General features: G+C 68.6%; 21 protein-coding genes. 8 read left to right on the top strand and 13 right to left on the bottom strand.

Translation table 11 applies throughout. From position 1 onward, the window contains the following. Position 1: 1 nt before the first annotated feature. The 4 genes from KV110_RS11070 to KV110_RS11055 form a co-directional block, all read right to left on the bottom strand. A complete protein-coding gene (locus KV110_RS11070; protein ID WP_218475659.1) occupies positions 2-1,144 on the bottom strand; it encodes a hypothetical protein in 1,143 nt (380 codons plus the stop codon). Positions 1,145-1,179: 35 nt separating this feature from the next. Further along, positions 1,180-2,214 (bottom strand): YihY/virulence factor BrkB family protein, encoded by a 1,035-nt coding sequence (locus KV110_RS11065; protein ID WP_218475657.1) that lies wholly within the window; start codon positions 2,212-2,214, stop codon positions 1,180-1,182. Positions 2,215-2,274: 60 nt separating this feature from the next. Next, a complete protein-coding gene (locus KV110_RS11060; RefSeq protein WP_218475656.1) occupies positions 2,275-2,763 on the bottom strand; it encodes a GNAT family N-acetyltransferase in 489 nt (162 codons plus the stop codon). A gap of 102 nt (positions 2,764-2,865) precedes the next feature. After that, positions 2,866-3,276 carry a hypothetical protein gene (locus KV110_RS11055; RefSeq protein ID WP_218475654.1) on the bottom strand — a complete coding sequence of 137 codons (411 nt, stop codon included), beginning with the start codon at positions 3,274-3,276 and terminating at the stop codon, positions 2,866-2,868. Between the two features lie 171 nt (positions 3,277-3,447). On the opposite strand from KV110_RS11055, the gene KV110_RS11050 reads away from it, so the two are divergent. Next, complete coding sequence (locus KV110_RS11050) at positions 3,448-4,233, top strand: helix-turn-helix domain-containing protein (RefSeq protein ID WP_218478355.1); 786 nt, start codon at positions 3,448-3,450, stop codon at positions 4,231-4,233. 20 nt (positions 4,234-4,253) lie between these two features. On the opposite strand, the gene KV110_RS11045 is transcribed toward KV110_RS11050, so the two are convergent. The 4 genes from KV110_RS11045 to KV110_RS11030 form a co-directional block, all read right to left on the bottom strand. Continuing rightward, positions 4,254-4,958: a S1 family peptidase gene (locus KV110_RS11045; protein WP_218475652.1), complete on the bottom strand. Its 705-nt coding sequence runs from the start codon at positions 4,956-4,958 to the stop codon at positions 4,254-4,256. Between the two features lie 559 nt (positions 4,959-5,517). Next, positions 5,518-6,663, bottom strand: coding sequence for a bifunctional RNase H/acid phosphatase (locus KV110_RS11040; protein WP_218475650.1), 1,146 nt, complete (start codon positions 6,661-6,663; stop codon positions 5,518-5,520). 43 nt (positions 6,664-6,706) lie between these two features. Next, positions 6,707-7,444: a zinc ribbon domain-containing protein gene (locus KV110_RS11035; protein WP_218478352.1), complete on the bottom strand. Its 738-nt coding sequence runs from the start codon at positions 7,442-7,444 to the stop codon at positions 6,707-6,709. A 108-nt stretch (positions 7,445-7,552) separates the two neighbouring features. Then, on the bottom strand, positions 7,553-8,194 hold the full coding sequence (locus KV110_RS11030; protein WP_218475648.1) for a hypothetical protein: 642 nt from the start codon (positions 8,192-8,194) through the stop codon (positions 7,553-7,555). Between the two features lie 236 nt (positions 8,195-8,430). On the opposite strand from KV110_RS11030, the gene KV110_RS11025 reads away from it, so the two are divergent. Next, entirely contained in the window at positions 8,431-8,631 is a 201-nt protein-coding gene (locus KV110_RS11025; RefSeq protein WP_218475646.1) for a hypothetical protein, read from the top strand. 86 nt (positions 8,632-8,717) lie between these two features. Here the strand turns inward: KV110_RS11025 and KV110_RS11020 are convergent, their stop codons facing one another. Together KV110_RS11020 and cobC are read right to left on the bottom strand one after the other, a co-directional pair. Continuing rightward, the gene (locus KV110_RS11020; RefSeq protein ID WP_218475644.1) at positions 8,718-9,839 is read right to left on the bottom strand and encodes a Nif3-like dinuclear metal center hexameric protein; all 1,122 of its coding nucleotides are present in this window, start codon (positions 9,837-9,839) and stop codon (positions 8,718-8,720) included. 58 nt (positions 9,840-9,897) lie between these two features. Continuing rightward, positions 9,898-10,935: an Rv2231c family histidinol phosphate aminotransferase CobC gene (gene cobC / locus KV110_RS11015; protein ID WP_218475642.1), complete on the bottom strand. Its 1,038-nt coding sequence runs from the start codon at positions 10,933-10,935 to the stop codon at positions 9,898-9,900. 44 nt (positions 10,936-10,979) lie between these two features. On the opposite strand from cobC, the gene KV110_RS11010 reads away from it, so the two are divergent. Both KV110_RS11010 and KV110_RS11005 read left to right on the top strand, forming a co-directional pair. Further along, a complete protein-coding gene (locus tag KV110_RS11010; protein ID WP_218475640.1) occupies positions 10,980-11,501 on the top strand; it encodes a low molecular weight protein-tyrosine-phosphatase in 522 nt (173 codons plus the stop codon). Positions 11,502-11,607: 106 nt separating this feature from the next. Next, on the top strand, positions 11,608-12,507 hold the full coding sequence (locus tag KV110_RS11005) for an SURF1 family cytochrome oxidase biogenesis protein (protein WP_218478350.1): 900 nt from the start codon (positions 11,608-11,610) through the stop codon (positions 12,505-12,507). On the opposite strand, the gene KV110_RS11000 is transcribed toward KV110_RS11005, so the two are convergent. Then, positions 12,486-13,427, bottom strand: coding sequence for a cobalamin biosynthesis protein (locus KV110_RS11000; RefSeq protein WP_218475638.1), 942 nt, complete (start codon positions 13,425-13,427; stop codon positions 12,486-12,488). The two genes, KV110_RS11005 and KV110_RS11000, sit on opposite strands and share 22 nt — an antisense overlap. 242 nt (positions 13,428-13,669) lie before the next feature. Here KV110_RS11000 and sigJ point away from each other — a divergent pair, with 242 nt between their 5' ends. Continuing rightward, complete coding sequence (gene sigJ, locus KV110_RS10995; protein WP_218475636.1) at positions 13,670-14,629, top strand: RNA polymerase sigma factor SigJ; 960 nt, start codon at positions 13,670-13,672, stop codon at positions 14,627-14,629. A 175-nt stretch (positions 14,630-14,804) separates the two neighbouring features. Here the strand turns inward: sigJ and ald are convergent, their stop codons facing one another. Both ald and KV110_RS10985 read right to left on the bottom strand, forming a co-directional pair. Next, positions 14,805-15,920, bottom strand: coding sequence for an alanine dehydrogenase (ald, locus tag KV110_RS10990; protein ID WP_218475635.1), 1,116 nt, complete (start codon positions 15,918-15,920; stop codon positions 14,805-14,807). A 240-nt stretch (positions 15,921-16,160) separates the two neighbouring features. Then, on the bottom strand, positions 16,161-16,931 hold the full coding sequence (locus KV110_RS10985) for an MBL fold metallo-hydrolase (protein ID WP_218475633.1): 771 nt from the start codon (positions 16,929-16,931) through the stop codon (positions 16,161-16,163). A 71-nt stretch (positions 16,932-17,002) separates the two neighbouring features. Between KV110_RS10985 and KV110_RS10980 the strand changes: the two genes are divergently transcribed. From KV110_RS10980 to KV110_RS10970, 3 genes are all read left to right on the top strand, one after another. Next, the gene (locus KV110_RS10980) at positions 17,003-17,953 is read left to right on the top strand and encodes a GlxA family transcriptional regulator (protein WP_218475632.1); all 951 of its coding nucleotides are present in this window, start codon (positions 17,003-17,005) and stop codon (positions 17,951-17,953) included. Between the two features lie 100 nt (positions 17,954-18,053). Next, positions 18,054-18,569, top strand: coding sequence for a gamma carbonic anhydrase family protein (locus KV110_RS10975; RefSeq protein WP_218475630.1), 516 nt, complete (start codon positions 18,054-18,056; stop codon positions 18,567-18,569). A 220-nt stretch (positions 18,570-18,789) separates the two neighbouring features. Then, a complete protein-coding gene (locus KV110_RS10970; RefSeq protein WP_246634465.1) occupies positions 18,790-19,005 on the top strand; it encodes a hypothetical protein in 216 nt (71 codons plus the stop codon). The last annotated feature ends 21 nt before the right edge of the window (positions 19,006-19,026 follow it).

Here is a 19,026-nt window from a genome sequence, read left to right as displayed (position 1 = left end):
CTCAGCGGCGGCGCAATACCCGCCACAGGACGAACACGACCAGCGCGGCGAGCGCGGCAAGTGCCCCGGGCTGTCGGCGCGCGACGTCCAGTGGACGGCTTTCGTCGGCCACGAGGTCCGAGACAGCCGACGCGGCAGTCTTGTCGGGCACCGCTGACTCGGCGCTCTTGTCGGGCACCGCCGACGCGGCACTCTTGTCGGGCACCGCTGACTCGGCGCTCTTGTCGGGCACCGCCGACGCGGCACTCTTGTCGGGCACCGCCGACGCGGCACTCTTGTCGGACACCGCCGACTCGGCACCCTTGTCGGACACCGCCGACTCGGCACCCGCGTCCGGCACCGCCGACTCGACGCTCTTGCCCGGCACCGCCGACTCGGCGCCCGCGTCCGGCACCGCCGACCCGACACCCGCGTCCGGCACCGCCGACTCGGCACTCTTGTCGGACACCGCCGACTCGGCACTCGCGTCCGGCACCGCCGACTCGACGCTCTTGCCCGGCACCGCCGACTCGACACCCGCGTCCGGCACAGCTGACTCGGCACTCTTGCTAGGTACCGCTGGCTCGGCGCCTGTGTCGGGCCCTGCCGATTCAACGCCCGTGTCCGGCACTGCTGACTCGGCACCCTTGTCCGGCGTTGCTGACTCGACACTCTTGTCAGGTACCGCGGACTTGGCACTCTTGCCCGGCACTGCTGACTCAGCACCCTTGTCCGGCACCGCTGACTCGACACCCGCGTTCGGTACCACTGGCTCCGCGCCCGTGTCCGGCGCTGCCGACTCGGCGCCCTTCCCCGGCGCAGCGGATTCGACACCCGCACCGACAACGGGCGCCTGCCCTGGCGCCGCATCACTTCGTTCGGCGGCGCGCCGGATCGCTTCGGCGGCCTTTTTCTTTGCCGCCGCCTTCTTTGCCTCGGCCTTCCGCCGTGCCTCGGCAGCAGCGGCCTCGTTTTGGCGGGCTTCCTCAGCAGCCTTCTCTTCCGCCTTTCGCGCGACTTCGGCGGCCTTCTGCTCCGCCGTTCGACGCAGTTCCGCGGCCTTCTCCGCAGCGCGTTGTTCGGCTTCGGCCGCTTTTCCGCGGGCGGCCTCGGCTACCTCGTGGAACTTGTCCGTCTCGTGCTCCGGGGGTTTTGCCGGGCTCATGATTGCCTCCTGTCTGCTGCGGAATCGGCAGCTGACTATTTTGCTTCGCCCTTTTTCTCAGTGGCACCGTTTTTTTCGACAGCACCGTGTTTTTCGGCGTCCTCATCCGACATGGCGCGGGTATCGCGCGGCGGCAGGAATGGCTCCTCGCCCGGCGGCAGTCCTTGTTCGATGCGGCGGCCGCGGGCTAGTTCGGCATCGAATTCCGCGCCGAGCAGCACCGCGACATTGGAGAGCCACAGCCACACCAGGAAGACGGCGACACCGCCCAGCGAGCCGTAAACCTTGTTGTAGGAGCCGAAATTGGCGACATACACCGCGAATCCGGCCGAGGCGGCGATCCACAAAACCACGGCGAGCACGCTGCCGGGGCTCAACCACCGGAAGCCCGGCTGCTGCGCGTTCGGCGCGGCCCAGTACAACAGCGCGAACGCCAAACTGACCAGCACCGCGAGCACCGGCCATTTCGCGATATCCCACACCAGCACCCCGGCCGATCCGACGCCGAGCCACCGGCCGAGGCGTTCGGCGATCGTGCCCGTGGCCACGACACCGATGACGCATAACGCGATCAACACCACCATTGTCGCGGTCAATGCGATGCGCACCGGAACGGTCTTCCAGATCGGCCGCCCCTCTTCGATGTCATAGATCGCGTTGGATGCCCGCATAAAGGCCCCGATATATCCGGACGCCGTCCACAGCGCGGTACCGAGACCGATAAGGGCCAATGGCCCCGCTATTTGCCGCGATCCCTGTAGCTGTTCGAGTGCGTCGACGAGCAACGCGGTTCCGCTACCCGGTCCGATCTCCTGAATGGTGTCGATCAGCGACTGTGTCGCGGACGGGCCGAGCGCACCCAGAATGGCGGTGAGCACGATGAGTCCGGGAAAGATCGACAGCACGCTGTAATACGTCAGCGCCGCAGCCCAATCCGTGACGTTGTCGTCCAAAAATTCCGATACGGTCCGCCGTAACACTCCCCACCACGACCGCCAGCGGAGCACCGATGGCCCCCGAGACCAATCCACCAAACGGTGTCCGTGCCGCGCCATGGCCTGCTCCGGCATGCCCGTCACCTCCCGATCGACGGGCGAATACCCGGCGGACGAGCAGGCAAACGCGGCGCGCTAAAGGTTGTGCACCATCTCGTATTCCAGTCGCGGATCGCCCGGCCTGATCGGTCCGCTCACCCCGGTCCGCACGAATCCATTGCGGATATACAGCCGTTCGGCCACCGGGTTCCCGTCCGCAACCTCCAGCCGAATCACCGTATGCCCACCCGCGGCGGCCCAATCGATGACCGCACGCACGAGCAGATCGGACACCCCGGTACCCCGTGCCTCCGGCGCCACCCACATCGAAATCAGATGCACACCACCACGTTCGGGCTCGGGCAACCCCGCAACGGTGCCCAGCTCGGCGCCATCGGCGGTGGCCACGAACTGCGCTCGATCCAGCAGCGCCGCTCGCCAATCCTGCTCGGTGCGCGCCTGCGCTTCCGCCAGTGTCGACCCGAAGAACTGCGGCGTGTCGGCCAGCGCCCGCAATCGCACCCGCCGGAAAACGGCCCACTCGTCGGCGGTCAACAGCCGGATGTCGATCGTCGATATGTTCACTTGAAATATCTACTCATCCGCGCCGCAACCTGCGCAAACCCTTTTGTCGCTACGACGAAAGTCGTTGCCTACGTGAGCTATCCGCAGCCGCGCCGGTCCTGGTCAGTAGCCGGCGCGGCGCACACCGGTGAACTCGACCACGGCGAAGGCCGCGACCACCGTCGCGCCGATGAACAGGAACGCGACGCCGAGACCGGTCAGCTCGATCAGACCGGACAACGCGAGAGCTACCATCCCCACCGCCGACAGCGCGTTCACCGCGACGACGGCGCACGCGTGACGGAACGGGATCTCGGGCATTCCCACGATGAGCAGCAGCGCGAGCGCGCCACCGAGCATCGCGACGCCGATCGGGATGGACCAGGTGGTCGGCAGGCCGAGCGGATCACGCAGGGGTGCCGCCCCGGCCAGCATGACGATCCCGAAGGCGCCGGTGCTCCACCCGTCCACGCGCAGGGTGGTACGGAGCAAGTCGATCCGGTAGGTCGGTTCGGGGGCCAGGAAGGTGTTCATGTCCAACTCCGGTGGGTCGATTCGGCGGAGCCGATCGGCTCCCGGGACCCCACCTTGGCGGGCATGAGGTGAGCGTCTCAATAACCTCTGAGGTCATGGCGGCCAGGCACGGTCGATGATTAGCCTGGTCAGGTGGCACAATCCCAGCTGGAAACCCGGTCGCGCGTCGGCATGCTGCTGCGCGAGTGGCGGCAGCGGCGCAGGCTCAGCCAGCTCGACCTGGCGTTGGCGGCGGACACCTCGGCCCGGCATCTGTCCTATGTGGAGACCGGACGCGCCAAACCGAGCCGGACGATGGTGCTGCGGCTGTGCGAGACGCTCGACGTACCGTTGCGCGAACGCAACACCCTGCTGCTCGCCGCCGACTACGCACCGGCCTACCGGGAGAGCAGTCTCGATGACGCCGGTCTGACCTCGGTGCGGACCGCGCTGCGCACGATGCTGACCGCGCACGAACCGTATCCGGCGGTCGTCGTCGACCGGCTGTGGAACGTGGTCACCGGCAATGCCGCGATGGGCGTGCTGATGCACGGAATTCCGGAGCATCTATTGCTGCCGCAGCCCAACGTATATCGCCTGGTGCTGCATCCAGACGGATTGGCCGCACGGCTGGCCAACCTGGGCCAGGTTCGCGAGTTGTTCGAACAGCGCCTTGCCCGGCAGGTCGGCGCGAGCGGCGACCCGCAGCTGACGGCGCTGTACGACGAGGTGAGCCGTTATCCGCGGCTGCCGGATCCGCCGGACGAACCGAAAGTTGGTGCGGGCCCGCCGAGCCCGTTCGAGGTGCCGATCCGGATCCGCACGCCGATGGGCGAGATGTCGATGTTCAGCACGATGGCCACCTTCGGCGCGCCCGCCGACGTCACCCTCTCCGAGCTGGCCATCGAATTGTTCTATCCGCTGGACGAATTCACCGCGGCCGCGCTGCGCGAGCTGGCGGCCGCGGCGAATTCCTGACGCCGCGAGGCGATTTCGTGTCAGATGGGCTGGAAGCCCGCGCCGACGCCACCCTGGGCGTTGATGGCGGCGAGGATCACCGCGATCGGCTGGAAGAAGGCGGGCGAGTGCAGCGGATTGGCGGCCGTGGTGCACGGCACGTCGAACCCGATCGGGCCGATGCCGGTGAGCCTGCCCTGATTCATCCCTACCAGCTGATCGCCGACGACGACCGGACCGCCGGAATCGCCTGGCTTCGAGCAGTATTGGTTGATGCTGGTGCCGTCCAGCTCGCCCCATACGACGCCACAGTCGCTACCGCTGGTGCGCCCGCTCGCGCATACGGTGGCGCCGGGACCGGGCGCGGCGCCGAATCCGGCAATGGTGGTCGGGCCGACGCTGCGCACCGGCGTGACCCGCTCCGGATCGAGCTCCAGTACCGCGTAGTCCAGGCCCTTACCGTCGTCGGAGAACGCGACAACGCCGACCACACCGGCTTCCGGCGTGCGCTCCGCGATCATCCTGGCGCCGGTGGGTGCGCAGTGGCCCGCGGTGATGCCGACGAGCCTGCCCGCGCTGTCGTGGCCGATCGCGGTCAGCGAGCACGCCGAATTGTTGTCGAAGACGATGCCGGAGCTGCCGCCGAGTACCGCGCTCGGTGCCGCCGACGCGGTGCCCGCGCCGCCGATGACGGCCGTCGCGATGGCGGCCGTAGCGACCGCCACCGTGCTGAATTTCGTTGCCACTTCTCTCCTTATTCGAAAAAGCGAGCCACGGAACTGCTGCCGTGCTCGCCCGGACCGGGGAGGGAACCGCCCCCGACAGAATCTGCGACCGCCCTGGTTACCTTCTGGCTAACACAGCATCGACGGGGAGGGGTCGGATCCGCAACACACCTGTGCGCCGCGCCACAATGTGGACATCAGTGAGACCCATGCCACATGGTTCGATATCGGCTCTGAAAACGGTTCGCCCGAACTGACTTTCACCCTCACTCAACCCAGCCGCGGCCGAGTTGTCCGGCCGACGAGACTCAACTGTTATACGCTGCCCGGCGGTCGCACCGCGAATTCGCACGGAAACTGCCAGGCAGTCGACCAGACCACGACTTCCTCATCCTCGGCAGATGTTCGCAGGGCACGGATGACCGTTGTCGAGCATCCGGCGACGGGTAGGTGAACATGTGCGGTCGAATCGCCGCCAGGGAACGCGCCGTCACAATCCGACGACCTGCGAATAACACTGCCAAAGAGCAACATTCGGGACGCATCGACTGAAACGTGTTGGAGCCGAGGCACTTCGCCGCTAAGACAGGTACGACGTGTCGTTCACCAAGCGCACCGACGACCCGCCGTCGGGATAGAACTCCGCGATCGACAGCGACGCCAGATCCAGATGCAACCGGTACAGCAGGGACGGCCCAACACCGAGCGCGAGCTGCAACAACGTCTTGATCGGCGTCACATGGCTGACCAGCACCAGGTTCGCACCGGGATACCGCGAGACCAGGTCGCGACGGACCGTGTCCACCCGCTCGCGCACCGCGTCGAAACTCTCCCCGCCCGGGGCGGGCAGCGAAGGATCGCCGAGCCAGCGGGCGTGCAACTCCGGGTCGCGCTGCGCCGCCTCCAGGAAGGTCAAGCCCTCCCAGTCACCGAAATCGGTCTCGATGAGGCCGTCCAGCACGGTGAGCGGTGCGTCCAGCGCGGTGGCGGCGGCCTCGGCGGTGTCGCGGGCCCGGCTCAGCGGCGAGGACAGCACAGCGGTGATATCGCCTTTGGCGGCAAGCATTTTCGCGGCCCGCGCGGCCTGTTCCCGGCCGAGCTCGGTCAGTGGCGGGTTGCCGCGGCCCGAATAGCGGCGTTGCACAGAGAGTTCGGTCTGACCGTGCCGTAAGAGCAACAACCGGGTCGGGCGGCCGGTGGCGCCGGTCCAGCCGGGAGCGGGTTGCGCGGCGACCGCGGAGACGACCGGATCCTCCGGAATCGTTGTGGCCAACGGTGTTTCGGTATCACGGGCGGCACGTACCTCGTCGACGAGGGTGGCGTCGTCCATGGCCGCGTTAGCCAGTTGGTCGGCATGCGAATTCTCGGCCCGCGGTATCCAGGTGAAGCTCACCCGCTCGAAACCGGCGACCAACCTGCGGGCCCGGTCGGCGAGCGGAACCATGGCCGCGTGCTTGACCTTCCAGCGACCGGACATCTGCTCGACGACCAGCTTGGAATCCATCCGCACCGTGACGATGCGGGCGCCGAGTTCGGCGGCCGCCTCCAAACCGGCGATGAGGCCGCGATATTCGGCGACATTGTTGGTGGCGATGCCGATGAATTCACGGCGTTCGGCGAGGACGCGCACATGATCGGCGGAGTAGACGACGGCGCCGTAGCCCGCCGGTCCGGGATTGCCCCGCGAACCGCCGTCGGCCTCGACGATCACCTCGGGCTCACTCACCGCAGCCCCCGCCGCGCGCGCGTGGTCACCCGCACAGCCGAGCTCACAGCCCCGATTCCTTGGTGCGCACGAGGATCGCGCCACACTCCGGGCAACGCACGACCACGTCCGGCGCGGTCTTCGCGATCCGGGCGATCTCGCCGCGGTCCAGTTCGATCCGGCACGCGCCACAGCGACGGGCCTGCAACAGCGCCGCACCGACGCCGTGCTGGGCGGTCTGCCGGTCGTAGATCGCCATCAGGTCGGCCGGGAACAGCGAGATCAGCTTGGCCCGGTCGGCGTCGCAACGACCCTGTGCCACCTCGAGATCGGCCAGGGCCTCGTCCCGCTGGGTTTGCGCGTCGGCCAGTTGCTGCTCGGTCTTGTCCAGCCGGGCGCCCGCGTGCTGGTAGTCGTCGGCGGAGGCTTCGCGGCGCTCCATCACCTCGAGCAGTTCGTCCTCCAGCACCGAGCGCCTGCGTTCCAGGCTGCCCAGTTCGTGCTGGATCTCCGAAAGCTGTTTGGCGTTCACCGTTCCGGCGGTCAGCATGCTCTTGTCGCGTTCCTCGCGCTTGCGGACGGCGTCGACTTCGCCTTCCAGCTTGCGGATGTCGCGGTCGAGGTCGTCGAGCATGATCTGTACGGCGACGGCGGCATCCTTGTGCGCGTTACGCTCGGCCTCCAGCCGGGCCACCTCCTGCTGTTCGGGCAGCACGGTGCGGCGGTGCGCGATCCGATTCAGCTCGGCGTCGACAGCGGCCAGCTGGAGCAGCTTGGCCTGGATCGGTGGTTCGACATTCAACGCGGACAAACTCCTGGACGCTATGGATGGGTCGGTGTTCAACCGTACCCCGCCTGCCTGCCCGCGCTGACCGATGCCGCACCAATCGGTGCGGCCGAGCCGGGCCCGCTAGGCCGGCGCGCGGGTCTTGATGGCGTCCCGGGAGACGAAGACGTCGTATTCACCGGGGACGGCGATCACCGCGTTGCCGTAGGCGGAGCGCACGAACGGCTCCGTCCACCATCGACCCTTCCGCATGTCGTCGAAGAAGTCCCGGTCGCCGCCGTTGAGGAAGATCTGGTTCTGCGTAGTGGCAACGCCGTCCAAACGCTGGCCGTACAACCTGCTGATCTTGTACCCGGAGTGGAAGCCGAGCGCGTTCACCCAGGGCTCCAACTCGACGATCCCTGCCTGGAGCACCCAGGTGTCGCCCTCGACCTGGTACTTCAGGCGCTGCTCATCCTGCTGGTCGTCGCCGAAGAGGGTGAGTTCGATATCGAGCAGATGCTCCTGGCCCTCCACCTGCTTGGCCACCACATGCGCCGCCTTGATTTCGCCGGTCAACCCGAGGTAGGTCTGCATCAGCGTCGCCACCCACAGCAGCAGCACCGCGGCCAGCACCAGCACCAGCCCGCTGCCGCCGCGCAGGATCAGCGCCCGCATCCCGACCCGGCGCGCCAGCACCAGTCCGGAGATGAGCAGCGCGAGCCCGACCACGATGAGCAGGATCAACCCGATCTGGACGAAGCCGAAGTTCACCGGGAAATTCATGCGGTAGTTGTACCCCCGGAACGCCGGTCGACTCGCGGAAACCGCCCCGCGCACAAACCAATCCGGCAGACACGCCGAGACACGCCGCAGCGGCGGTAAGGTTTAGGCATAAGAGTTCGATTTTCCGGGGGTATTCCGTGTTGATCTTTGGTTGGCGTCGAGATGTGCAGCGGCTCGCCGTGCTCACATTGGTGTGCGGGAATTGCGGCAATCCGGCGGCCCATGTACTGCACAAAATGGTCACCAAATTCACGCTGTTCTTCGTACCGCTGATTCCGTTGAGCACCAAGCATTCCCTGCAGTGCACATGGTGCGGTACCGAGTCGAGCATCGCGGCGCAGCAGGTCGACGAGTTGCTGGGGCGGGCACAGGCCGAGAACATGCCGGGCTGGCAGCAGCCCGCGGCCACCGGTGGCGATAAGCAGTGGCCGGCGTAACCGCCGCGACTACGACGTCGGCTGGCCGCGCTGACAGACCGGATTGACCAGGCGCGCTGACAGACCGGAGACGCTGACAAGCCGAATCAGCTGGGCGCGCTGACGGTCCACGGATCGGTACGCAGCGTCGAAACTCGCGTCTCCAGCTCGGGCAGCCCGGCTCGGACAACTCGTTCCGCCTGTGCGCACCAAGGGAATTCGGTTGCCCAGTGGGCGGCGTCGACCAGAGCTGGACCGCCATTGCGGAGGTGCTCGTCGACCGGATGATGGCGCAGATCCGCGGTGACGTAGGCGTCGACGCCGCGGCGGGCCACCGCGTTCAGGTAGGAATCGCCCGCGCCGCCGCAGACGGCAACCGTGTAGATGGTGCGGTCCGGGTCGCCTGCCGCACGGACACCCCATGCGGTAGGCGGTAAGGCGGCGGCCACCCGATCGGTGAACGCGCGCAACGACTCCGGCGCCGCCAAGGTGCCGACGCGGCCGATGCCGACGGCCGACGGCAACAGGGCCCGTTCGGTGATGTGGTAAGCGGGATCCTCGTAGGGGTGGGCGGCGCGCAGGGCGGACAGGATGGCGGCGCGCGCGCCAGGCGGGGCGATCACCTCGACGCGTTCCTCGTCGACATGCTGGAGTTCGCCGAGCGCGCCGACCGATGGATTAGCTTGCGACATCGGCCGGAACTGACCCACCGCGGGCACCCGCAGTGCGCAGTCGCGGTAGTCGCCGCTGCCGCCCGCGCCAGCGGCGAACAAGGCCGCCAGCACCGCGTCGGTGTGCGAACGGGGCACCTGGACCACCCAGTTGTCCACCGGAGCTTCGGGTTTCGCATCGATCGGACCGGTGACGGTGAGGCCGAGCGCTGCGGCCAGCGCATCGGAGACACCAGGGTCGGCGGAATCCGCGTTGGTGTGCGCGGTGAACAAGGCGCAGCCGGAACGGATGAGCCGGTGCAGCAGTGCACCTTTGGGAGTGTCGGCCGCGACGGTGTCGACGCCGCGCAACAGCAGCGGGTGGTGCACGACCAAAGCCTGTGCCCGCCAGTCGATCGCCTCATCGACGACGCCCGCCGTCGCGTCGACCGCGAACAGCACCCGGGTCACCTCGTCGGCCGGATCACCGGCGACCAGCCCGACCGAGTCCCACGACTCGGCCAGCTGTGGCGGGTAGGCCGCGTCGAGCACTTCGATGAGATCTGCCAGCGTGGTCATCGTTCACCCTCCTCTGATCCGCTCATGCACTGTCGCAACGCTTTTCTGTTCTCCATCGCTAAAGGCCCGCCGTCCGGATCCCCTCGATCAGCTGATCCACCTCCGTGCCGCCGCGCACCGCGACGCGCAGGTGGTTCGGCCCCAGGCCGGGGAAGGTATCGGCGCGGCGGACGGCAATGCCCTTGTCCACCAGGTGTTTCCGAAGCAGCTCACCGTCGGGGACACGGAGCAGCAGGAACGGCGCGGCGGCCGGAGTGTGCACGTGCACGCCGAGTTCGGTCAGCCGGGCGATCATCGCGGCCCGTTCGGTGGCGATGCCGAGGGCGCGCCGCTGTTCCTCCGCGACCGCCGCGGGTTCGGCGGTGGCGGTGATCGCCTCCAGTTGCAGGGTGCCGAGTGGCCAGTGGGCCCGGCCGCGGTTCAGGCGGGACAGGAGTTCCGGGTCGCCGAGGAAATAGCCGCAGCGGAGCCCGGCGAGGGCCCAGGTCTTGGTGAGGCTGCGCAGGACCAGCAGGTCGGGTGCGGTGAATCCGGCGAGCGACTCGGGTTCGCCCGGCACCGCGTCGGCGAAGGCCTCGTCCACCACGATGATCCGGCCTGGTCGGCGCAGCGCGTGGATCGCTCCGGCGGGGTGCAGGACCGAGGTGGGATTGGTCGGGTTGCCGAGCACTACGAGGTCGGCGTCGGCGGGAACGGTTTCCGGGTCGAGTGTGTAGGGCGGTTCGAGCAGCACTCGCGTCACCGCAACATCGGCCGCACGCAATGCCAGTTCCGGTTCGGTGAACGACGGGTGGAGCACGGCGGCCAGGCGCGGGGCGAGTCTGGGCAGCATGGCGAAACCCTCGGCCGCCCCGGCCAGCAGCAGCACCTCCTCCGGGCGGCGACCGTGCCGGGCCGCGACGGCACGGCGGGCCGCGTCCGCTTCCTCGGCGCTCGGATACCGGCCGAGCCCGTCCAGCCGGGCCGCCAGTCGCTGCCGCAACCAGTCCGGCGGCGCGCTGCCCTGCACGTTCACCGCGAAGTCGAGCATGCCAGGGCGCGCGTCCACGTCGCCGTGGTGGCGCAGTAAAGCGCGATCGACGCTGTCCTCGGGCACGAGATCACACCCTACGTGGCGGCCCCGTAGGACGACCGGCCAGAATGGCTGTCGTGGGTGAGCTGCACGTGTCGTTCGTCTGTACCGGCAATATCTGCCGTTCTCCGATGGCGGAGAAGATCTTCGCGATGCACCTGTCCCGGGCCGGACTGGCCGATCGGGTGCGGGTGAGCAGCGCGGGCACCGGTGCATGGCATGTCGGCGACGACGCCGACTCGCGCACCAACGCCACGTTGCGCAAATACGGCTACGCGACCAGGCACATCGCCGCTGCCCTCGGCGCCGACCATCACGACGCCGACCTGCTGATCGCCCTGGACACCTCGCACGAGCGCGAACTCGCCCGCCTCGGTGTGCCGTCGGATCGGCGCAGGCTGCTACGCAGTTTCGACCCGGCCGCCGACGGGCCCGACGTGCCGGACCCGTACTACGGCGACACCGCGGACTTCGAATTGGTCCGCGATCAGATCGAGGCGGCAATGCCCGGACTGCTCGACTGGGTGCGCGACGCGCTCGGCGAACCGGCCGCTGAGCCGCCCGATCCCACCCGGCACAGGCGCGCATGATGCGACCCTTCTCGATACACCCCAGCTGGATGCTCCTGACGGTGCACTCCACCCACCGGCCCGGCCTCCGCACCGCGACCGAACCTGCTTGCGACGGACTCCGATGATGCGCCGACTCACTTTTCTGCTGCGTCCCAGTTGGGTGATCCTCGCGGTGCTGGTCGCCGCGTTCGCGTACCTGTGTTTCACGGTGCTCGCGCCGTGGCAGCTCGGCAAGAACACGAGCACCTCGCATCGCAACCAGTTGATCGCCGACTCGGTGCGCGCCGACCCGGTCGACATCACCACCGTCCTCGCCGGGCCAAGCACGGACGACGCGCACACCGAATGGCGCAAGGTCACCGCCTCCGGCACCTACCTGCCGGACTCGACGATGCTGGTCCGGCTGCGCCACCTCGACGGCGCCCCGGGCTACTCTGTGCTCGGTGTGTTCCGGCTGGACGACGGGCGACTCCTGCTCATCGATCGAGGGCTGGTGTCGGCGGTAGACGGCTCCCGTCCGCCGCAGATCCCCGACCCGCCCGCCGGATCACAGCGCCTCGAGGCCCGCGTCCGGATGTCGGAAGGCGTGACGCCCGGCAAGGATCCGTCCGTCCAAGACGGCTACCGGCAGGTGTACTCGATCGACACCACCCAGGCAGCGGCGGTCCTGCAACAGCCACTCACCCCCATCCCCACCGGCGAACGTGGCGGCTACCTCCAATTGGACAAGGACCAGCCCGGCGCCTTCACCCCCACCCCCCTCCCCCAACTCGACGCGGGCCCCTACCTCTCCTACGGCCTCCAATGGCTGGCCTTCGGCATCATGGCCCCCCTCGGCCTCGGCTACTTCGTCTACGCCGAAATCCGCGAGCGCCGGAGAGAAAAGGCCGGTGCCACAACCAAACCCGCCGAGCCGGTGACCACAAGCGAACCAGCTGACGACCAGGCGGCCCAACCCACTCCCACCGCCACCAAGACAACCGAAGCGCGCCTAGCCGACCGCTACGGCCGCGGCCGCGACTGACCCGCGAAACCCGTGATCGACCAGAGCGCCGCGACCGCGAGCGATGCCCATTGCACCGACTCCGACATCCGTACGGCGCGATGGAGATCCGCGACTGTCGGGGCGGGGCCGTCGCCGAGAGTTGGGCGCAGTTCGGTGCCGTGGCGGTACTGGGTGCGACCGCCGAGGCGAACACCGAGGGCACCTGCCATGGATGCCTCGACCACCCCGGCGTTGGGGCTGGGGTGTTTCGCGGCGTCGCGGCGCCACGCGCGCAGGGCGGTGGCGGGGCGGCCGCCGACGAGCGGGGCGAGCGCGGCCGTGAGCAGTCCGGTCAGGCGAGCGGGCAGCAGGTTGGCCAGGTCGTCGATGCGGGCGGCGGCCCAGCCGAACTGGCGGTAGCGGTCGTTGCGGTAGCCGATCATGGCGTCGAGGGTGTTGATCGCCCGGTAGCCGAGCAGGCCGGGCACTCCCGCGATCGCGCCCCACACCAGCGGTGCCACCGTTGCGTCGGAGGTGTTCTCGGCAATGGATTCCAGTGCGGCGCGGGCCAATCCGTCCGCGTCGAGCGCTTCGGGGTCACGCCCGCACAGCGAAGGCAACAGAGCCCGCGCACCGGTCAGGTCCCCGACCTCGAGCCGATCGGCCATCTCCCTGCCCGCGCGCGCGAGGCTGCGTCCGCCGAGCACAGTCCAGGTCGCCAACGCGGTCACCGGTATCCCACCCCCACGAACCCCGACTCCGAGACCGATCACCGCCCCCACCAACACCACCTCGTGCACCACCCCGGCGCTTCGCCGATCGGCATACGTTACCGATTCGAGCGCACCTGCCGCCGAACCGAATCCAGCCACCGGATGCCACCGACGCGGATCCCCCACCACCCGATCGAGCACAAACCCCAGCACCAGACCAGCCGCGGTCGAGGTCCCCTTCTGCACCCGCCGAGACTATCGGGTGTCCCCGACTCCCACTCCGTTCGCCCGCCCATCGCCTACACCTTCCGTGATCAACCGCGCATAGCTGCGGACCTCTCGGCCGATCCCCCAACCCCACCTGATGGCGGGCGTGGAAGGAGGAGGGGTCGCAGCGTGTCACACTCTGAGGTCCTGCGTCGTCAACCTGGTGACGTACCCATGACTCGCGCCCCCGGCGGGGCGGAACGACCGAACGGCGAACAGCAGTGACATCCGAACAGCCTTCTACCTCTGAACCCCTCGACCAGGCCGAACTGGCTCGGCGGTTCGAGGAGCACCGGCCGTATCTGCGCAGACTCGCCTACAGCACGCTGGGCAGCCTCACGGACGCGGACGACGTGGTGCAGGAGGCGTGGCTGCGGCTGCAGCGCCAGCACGAGGCGGGGACCGCGGGCCAGATCGAGAACCTGCGCGCCTGGCTCAGCACGGTCACCGGGCGCCTGGCGCTGGACCAGCTCGGGTCGGCGCGCGCCCGCCGTGAGCAGTATGTCGGCGAATGGCTGCCGGAGCCTGAGGTCACCAGCTGGGACGACCCCGCGGACCGGATCACCCAGGACGAGCGGGTCACCACCGCGCTGCTGGTGGTCCTCGAATCGCTGTCACCGGCCGAGCGCACCGCGTTCGTCCTCCAGGACGTATTCGGCATGACCGGCCCGGAGGTCGCCGAGGTGGTCGGCCGCACTCCGGCGGCCGTGCGGCAGCTCGCCTCGCGCGCCCGCAAGCGCGTCGAAGACGGCACGCCCCGCTTCCCCGCCTCGCCGGACGAGCAGGAGAAGGTCGTCTCCGCCTTCGCGGTCGCTTGGCGCTCCGGCGATCTCAGCGCGCTGCTCGGCGTGCTCGACGCCAATGTCAGCCTCACCGCCGACGGTGGCGGCAAGGTCCCCGCGATCCGGCAGCCGGTGCACGGCGCGGAGCTCATCGCGAAGATGCTGCTCGGCTGGTACCACGCACCGTCCGCGGCTGGCGCGTGGGGCCGCGCCGTGCTGGTCAACGGCACCCCCGGCCTCGTCGTCTTCGACGGAAACCACACCGGCGTCTTCTCTTTCACCATCGACGACGGACGCATCGTCGCCATCAATGTCGTCCGCAACCCTGACAAACTGCACGACCTCCCTACCACCGGCGAGCCCGACTGGTACCTCGGCGAGGGCCGCACCGACAACTAACTCCACCCGCTCCGCTCGCGCACCCAACACGTGTTGGGTGCCAATTCGCCAAGACGGGGCGGCGCGCCAACCTGTGGTTGGGGTCGCGCACCCGTGCACTACAGCCGCCTCCGCCGTGGCAACCGGTTGACGCAGCCGGAAGCCTTGTGCGAGTTGCGGACTCGCAGAGCGGATGTCAGCCCGCGAGTCCGACGGGCTTGGGGTTCGTGTATCCGTGTGCCGCAGCGACTTCCGGCGACAGCAGTCGGCCCGCATCAGCGGTCAGGCCGTGGGCGAGGTCGGGGTTGGTGGCGCAGGCTTGTTTCCAGCCGTTGGCGGCGATGGCACGGACGTACGGCAGCGTGGCGTTCGTGAGGGCGATGGTTGAGGTGTGCGGCACCGCGCCCGGCATGTTCGCCACGCAGTAGAACAGCGAATTGTGTACGCGAAAGGTGGGGTTCGCGTGGGTGGTGGGGTGGGAGCCGGCGAAGCAGCCGCCTTGGTCGATGGCGATGTCGACGAGTACCGAGCCGGGGCGCATCTCGGCGACGAGGTCGTCGGAGACGAGCTTCGGGGCACGGGCACCCGGCACCAGGACCGAACCGATGACGAGATCGGCGTTCGCGACGGCGCGCTGGACCTCGGCGGCGTTCGAGGCGACGGTGGCGATCCGGCCGGCGAACCGCGCGTCCAACTCGCGCAGGCGGTGCAAGTTGGTGTCCAGCACGGTGACTCGCGCGCCCATGCCCGAAGCGACCGCCGCCGCGTTGGACCCGGCAACACCGCCGCCGAGCACCACCACATCGGCCGGTGGCACTCCCGGCACGCCACCGAGCAGCCTTCCCGCACCGCCCAGCGGTGCCATCAGATGGTAAGCGCCGACCTGCGCGCCGAGCTTGCCCGCCACCTCACTCATCGGAGCGAGCAACGGCAGCGAACCATCGGCCGCGCGCACGGTTTCATAGGCGATTGCGGTGGTCCCGGAACCGAGGATGGCGTCGGTGCATTCGCGGGACGCGGCCAGATGCAGGTAGGTGAAGAGCACCTGCCCGCGCCGCAGCCGCGGATACTCCTCGGCAATCGGTTCCTTCACCTTCAATACCAGCTCTGCCTCCCGCCACAGCTGATCGACGCCGGGCACCAGGCGCGCCCCCGCGGCGGCGTAGTCGGCGTCCGCGAACGCGGACCCGACGCCCGCGCCTGCCTGGATCAGCACCTCGTGTCCCTGCGCGGCCAACTCCCTGGCACCCGCCGGAGTGAGCGCCACCCGGAACTCTTGCTCCTTGACCTCCCGTGGAACTCCGATCCTCATAACGCCATCGTGGACCCCGCGTGGGGCTCCCGCCACGAACGACGCGCGGGTCTCACACGATGATCACGAGAACGCTCGCTGACCGGCAGTTTCTGCGCAGGTTGATCAGCACGCCGACGGCAGCCGAGACAATCGGCGCTGCTCGGAGCGCATTCCGCCCATCGGCGCGGCTGGACCGAAGGCCGCAGACTCCTCACCCGGCAGCCAGGTGCCCCGCCTACGGCATCGGCCCACCGCTCATCACACAGCGATCTCTTTCCCCAGCGGCGGAATCCGCAGCTGGTGCGCACGCCCCGCGTACTCGAATACCCGGCCCAAGTGATCCAGGGTCTCGCTGAAGTGCGCCCACCCTTCGCCGTGCACCGGCACGATCACCGCGTCGCCGAGTAGCTCGGCCGCCTGCACCGCGGTGCGGGCGTTGAGCGTGACATCGGCGTCGCCGAACAGGCCGATGTTCGCGGCCCCGACGAACAGCACGGCGATGTCGATTCGACCGATCCGCTCGACGATCCGCGCGACCAGATCGACGGACGCGTTGTCACCGGAGACGTACACCGTCGGCTGCCCGTCGGCCTGCAGTACGAATCCGGTGACGATCCCGGTGATCGGTTCGCAGCCTTCCGGCCCGTGCAGCGCGGGTACCGCGGTGATCCGGATCCCGTCCAGCGTTACGGTCTCCCAATTGTCCAGTCCCCGAACGCCCTTGATCCGTTCCGCGGCACCCGGCGTGGACAGCACGGTCGGCACCGTCTTCAGGAATTCGCGCCCGGAGTTGTCCAGGTTGTCCGCGTGCTCGTCGTGCGAGAGCAATACGACGTCCACCGAACCGACCTCTTCCACGGACACCGCGGGACCGCTGAGCTTGTGCAGCGTGGCCCGACCCGGGTAGTCGCCGGGCGCGTCGAAGGTGGGGTCGGTCAGGAAGGTGCGACCCGCGTACCGGAGGCGCAGCGTGGGTCCGCCGATGTGCAGGGCTTCGAGCTGGGTGGTGCGTTCGATCGTTTCGGTCATGCGATTGATCTTGTCAACGCCCCAGCAAGCCCAACAGTGGCCCGCGAGCCGCCTATCGCTAAGATCGGGCCATGCGCACCGTGGCCGTTCTCGCCTATGACGGCATCAGCCCGTTCCACCTGTCCGTGCCCAGCCTCGTCTTCGGCCGGGTCGGCATCGGCGGCTCGGGGCCATACCAGGTGGACGTGTGCGCCGAGCGGCCCGGAAGCCTGCGCACCCCAGCCGGTTTCGATATCGACGTGCGGCACGGACTCGACCGGCTGATGCGCGCGGACACCGTCGTGGTCCCGAGTTGGGAATACGACATGCCACTGTCCGACGACCTGCGCGCCGCCCTGCATCAGGCACACGCCGCTGGCGCCCGAATCGTCGGCCTCTGCCTCGGCTCGTGGGCGGTGGCGGCGAGTGGGCTGGCCGACGGCCGCGAGGTGATCACCCACTGGGCGGGCGCCTCCCGCCTGGCCCGCGCTTACCCCGCGGTCCGGGTGCGCGCGGACACCCTGTGGTCGGACCTGGGCGATGTGGTCACCTCCGCGGGCGTCGCCGCCGCCCTCGACTGCTGCCTGCACCTGGTGCGCAACGACCTCGGCAGCCGTGCCGCCACCGAGTTGGCCAGGGAACTGGTGACCGCCCCGCACCGCAGCGGCTCGCAAGCCCAGTACATCCCGATCGCCGTCCCCGAGTCCGCCGACGACGACCCCATCGAACGCGCGATGGTCTGGGCCCGAACACATCTCGGCGATCCGATCGATCTGGACAGCTGGGCACGAGTAGCCCTGATGTCGCGGCGCACCTTCACCCGCCGTTTCCGCGACCGCACCGGAAACAGCCCTCAACAATGGCTGCTACACCAGCGCGCCGACCGCGCCCGGCTGCTCCTCGAAACCACCGACGACACCATGGACCGCATCGCCGCCGAAACCGGTTTCGGCACCGCCGTCAGCCTCCGCCACCACTTCCACCGCATCCTCGGCACCACCCCCGCCGCCCACCGCGCCCTCTTCACCCCCACCCGCCCATGACGGCGGCATCGGCCGAGTAGAGCCACCAGCATGTCCCGTTGATCATGAAGGCGGTGGACCGGCGGGCCGGTCGGGGGTGGGGGCGGCTACGTTTCCAGTTATGAGGATTCAGATCGGTGAGTTCGTTCCGGAGATCGATGAGGGTGCGTGGGTCGCGCCCAACGCGACGGTGGTCGGGCGGGTGCGGCTCGCGGCCGACGTGAGTGTTTGGTACGGCGCGGTGATTCGCGGGGATCTCGAGGAGATCAGTGTCGGCGAGCGGACCAACATCCAAGACGGCTGTGTGCTGCATGCCGACCCCGGTTTCCCGCTCACCGTTGGCAGCGGAGTATCGGTGGGGCACAACGCGATCCTGCACGGCTGCACGGTCGGCGACGATGTGCTGGTCGGCATGGGCGCCACCGTGCTCAACGGCGCGGTGGTCGGCGCCGGTTCGCTGATCGCCGCCAACGCCCTGATTCCGGAGGGCGCGCAGATTCCGCCGGGGTCGCTGGTCGCCGGGGTGCCGGGTAAAGTTCGCCGCGAGCTCAGCGAGGCCGAACAGGACGGCATCAGACTGAATGGGGCTGTGTACCTGCACAACACGGCCAATCACCGGTCCGCCAAAGAGGTGTGAGACAGCGCACACTGATCAAGCGTCCAGTAGGAATCGCTGATAACATTTTCCCAGCGTGCCCGGTGACCCGGGGTCTCCTGCCGAAACGGTAGTCGTGCGGCTTGTAGCGCAGTGGTGAACCCACCCGGGTCGGTGGGACCGTCAGCGAGCGTCAGCGAGCGAACCATAGACACAGCGCGCTGACGCGTACGACGAAGCCGAGCGTCAGCGAGGCGTAGTCGTGAGCGTGCAGGCAGGAGGTATCACGATGGTGGCGTACGTGCAGTCGAGTATGCACCGGCCGATGGGGCGGATCAGCGTAGCCGATATCGCGGCCCAGCCGGGCGGCATCGAGGCATTACAGCGGCGAGTCCACGAATTGCGTTCCAGCGGTGTCGACTTCGCCGCGAACGCGATCGAGCGGGAAATGGCCGCGCTGGACTTACCCAGTCAGTGAGCGCGAGCCACGGTCATCGCG

Origin of the sequence: Nocardia iowensis (genome assembly GCF_019222765.1) — a bacterium.
Lineage (GTDB): Bacteria > Actinomycetota > Actinomycetes > Mycobacteriales > Mycobacteriaceae > Nocardia > Nocardia iowensis.
The sequence above is the reverse complement of the archived record's forward strand: the minus strand, read 5'-3'. Positions and strand labels throughout refer to the sequence as shown.

Excerpts from the sequence above, each read along its gene's own strand:
- KV110_RS11070 (WP_218475659.1), bottom strand. The coding sequence starts at position 1,144 with ATGAGCCCGGCAAAACCCCCGGAGCACGAGACGGACAAGTTCCACGAG.
- KV110_RS11065 (WP_218475657.1), bottom strand. The coding sequence starts at position 2,214 with ATGCCGGAGCAGGCCATGGCGCGGCACGGACACCGTTTGGTGGATTGG.
- KV110_RS11055 (WP_218475654.1), bottom strand. The coding sequence starts at position 3,276 with ATGAACACCTTCCTGGCCCCCGAACCGACCTACCGGATCGACTTGCTC.
- KV110_RS11050 (WP_218478355.1), top strand. The coding sequence starts at position 3,448 with ATGCTGCTGCGCGAGTGGCGGCAGCGGCGCAGGCTCAGCCAGCTCGAC.
- KV110_RS11030 (WP_218475648.1), bottom strand. The coding sequence starts at position 8,194 with ATGAATTTCCCGGTGAACTTCGGCTTCGTCCAGATCGGGTTGATCCTG.
- KV110_RS11025 (WP_218475646.1), top strand. The coding sequence starts at position 8,431 with ATGGTCACCAAATTCACGCTGTTCTTCGTACCGCTGATTCCGTTGAGC.
- KV110_RS11020 (WP_218475644.1), bottom strand. The coding sequence starts at position 9,839 with ATGACCACGCTGGCAGATCTCATCGAAGTGCTCGACGCGGCCTACCCG.
- KV110_RS11010 (WP_218475640.1), top strand. The coding sequence starts at position 10,980 with ATGGCTGTCGTGGGTGAGCTGCACGTGTCGTTCGTCTGTACCGGCAAT.
- KV110_RS11005 (WP_218478350.1), top strand. The coding sequence starts at position 11,608 with ATGCGCCGACTCACTTTTCTGCTGCGTCCCAGTTGGGTGATCCTCGCG.
- ald (WP_218475635.1), bottom strand. The coding sequence starts at position 15,920 with ATGAGGATCGGAGTTCCACGGGAGGTCAAGGAGCAAGAGTTCCGGGTG.
- KV110_RS10985 (WP_218475633.1), bottom strand. The coding sequence starts at position 16,931 with ATGACCGAAACGATCGAACGCACCACCCAGCTCGAAGCCCTGCACATC.
- KV110_RS10980 (WP_218475632.1), top strand. The coding sequence starts at position 17,003 with ATGCGCACCGTGGCCGTTCTCGCCTATGACGGCATCAGCCCGTTCCAC.
- KV110_RS10975 (WP_218475630.1), top strand. The coding sequence starts at position 18,054 with ATGAGGATTCAGATCGGTGAGTTCGTTCCGGAGATCGATGAGGGTGCG.